Origin of the sequence: Thermoflavimicrobium dichotomicum, assembly GCF_900114055.1 — a bacterium.
GTDB lineage: Bacteria > Bacillota > Bacilli > Thermoactinomycetales > Thermoactinomycetaceae > Thermoflavimicrobium > Thermoflavimicrobium dichotomicum.
Map to the genome: position 1 here is coordinate 1 of NZ_FORR01000058.1, position 1,898 is coordinate 1,898.

3 protein-coding genes are annotated in these 1,898 nt (G+C 40.2%); 2 read left to right on the forward strand and 1 reads right to left on the reverse strand.

Going from position 1 to position 1,898, the window contains the following annotated elements; genetic code table 11:
• Nucleotides 1-383 precede the first annotated feature (383 nt).
• The gene (locus BMZ78_RS18295; RefSeq protein ID WP_093231804.1) at nt 384-743 is read left to right on the forward strand and encodes a nuclear transport factor 2 family protein; all 360 of its coding nucleotides are present in this window, start codon (nt 384-386) and stop codon (nt 741-743) included.
• 200 nt (nt 744-943) lie between these two features.
• Here the strand turns inward: BMZ78_RS18295 and BMZ78_RS18300 are convergent, their stop codons facing one another.
• Nucleotides 944-1,408, reverse strand: a complete 465-nt coding sequence (locus tag BMZ78_RS18300; protein ID WP_093231803.1) for a nucleotidyltransferase domain-containing protein — start codon at nt 1,406-1,408, stop codon at nt 944-946.
• 221 nt (nt 1,409-1,629) lie between these two features.
• Here BMZ78_RS18300 and BMZ78_RS18305 point away from each other — a divergent pair.
• Nucleotides 1,630-1,898, forward strand: a 269-nt coding sequence (locus BMZ78_RS18305) for a transposase (protein ID WP_139203374.1), incomplete at its 3' end; no start/stop codon positions are given.

The window sequence follows — 1,898 nt, forward strand, 5'->3', positions numbered from 1 at the left end:
TTTTATGTATGAAAAGTCTAATGAAGTAACGGGCGTTTCTCTTTTTTGGGAGAGCTCATCAAATCGGTTTAAATCGATTGGATAATGAATTCGATACGGTATTTTTTACTACAGGTGGTTCGGATGCAGTAGAAACAGCTATTAAAATAAGCAGGGGCAAATAAGATCGCATCATCTGGTACATTGTAATAAATGTTTTAGTTTTTTGGTCTCTTGCTTCTCGGGATGAAGCGCTGGTACTGAACTCTGTAGGGGGCGATATAAAAAACACTCTAGGAAATATTTCCTAGAGTGGAGGCTGTTGACAAAGGAGGTCAACAGCCTTTTTTATCGAAAAGGAATAAAAAACTTTCGAAGGGTAGGGGAAATATAGGGTGGTTAAAATGGAAAACAAATCTGCATTAAAAGAGCATTTATGCCAATTAGAGAAACGCTTGTTAGAACCCGAAACTCGTACAACACCAGCAGAAATAGAAAAGTTACTTGCAGACGATTTTTTTGAATTCGGCAGTTCGGGGAAAGTTTGGTATAAAAAGGATTGTGTTGGTGAAGGTGGACTTTCTGTTAGGAAAATGACTCTTTATGATTTTGATATACACCCTTTATCAGAAGATGTGGTGTTAACGACATATCGTGTAAAAGATGAAACAAGAATGCAACATACTTTGCGTAGTTCAATTTGGAAGTTTATAGATGGAAGATGGCAAATGTTTTTTCATCAAGGAACTATAATAAAATCATAATATTAGTCTTATTAAACATACGGATACAAATTAGTTGTATAATAAATTCTTTTCGCGAGAAAAGGGGCAGAGGTTTGTCATCAAGCTCACCCCCTTTGTATGTACAAAGGGGGTGAGGCTGTTGACCTTTTTGTCAACAGCCTTTTTCCTTTTTATCGAATAAAGAATGGTTGACATAGTCTGCAAAGGGAATTCTTTCCTTACCCGCAATACTTGCGAATCAAATCCGCTTTTTCTGCTCTTCCCAGTTTCAAATAAGCTTCATATTCATAATCCAAAGAAAGAACGGGAATTCTCCTTCCTTCTACCTCTATAAAATGCCTTACCGTCCTCAGGTCTACCGGCTCTTCCCATGTTCCATCCGGCAAACGTTTTTCGATGTCCCCCATAATTTCCACCTGTATGCCTCTTATATTCAGAGCACCAAAATGCGAACGAATCCGATCCGTTGACGAAAATGCAACCCTTCTTGCCACATATGCGGAAAACAGCTCTTCCAGCCGATAAGCGCCTGACCGGTTTGTCTGGATATCAATGTCATGAACTTCAACCGGCACTCCTTGAAGAGCCATCCCCAAGCTTCCCGTCAACGCCCATAAGATGTTTGCATTTTCCATGCGCCGATGGATTTCAAACAATACATCCAAATACTCTTTGGATCCCATAACGCCCATCTCCAGCTCAGATTTCGGAAAAAAGCCATTCCAGTGGGTTCAACTGTTCCTGCCATTCGACAACCCATATTAAAAATCCTCTTTTACAGAAATCAACGGGGTATAAAAGCAAAAAATGCCAAGCGCCTTTTAATGGGCGCTTGAGGCTGTGAAGGTCAACAGCCTTTTTTGTCGAATGAGAAAATAAAAAATATTAGCGGAGGAAGGTTTCTATGTTTATAACAAATACATCTAGAGAATTCCAACCAGAAGTAGTTAACATAGAAGACCTTGTTCCCCAAGATCACTTGCTTAGAAAAATCAATGAAACCATCGACTTTTCGTTTATCGCCGAAAAGTGTCGCCCCTTGTATTGTCAAGATAACGGGCGTCCTTGCATCGATCCGGTCATGCTGTTCAAAATGCTCTTGATCGGTTATTTGTACGGAATTCGCTCAGAGAGACGCCTCATTGAGGAGATCCGGGTGAACATCGCCTACCG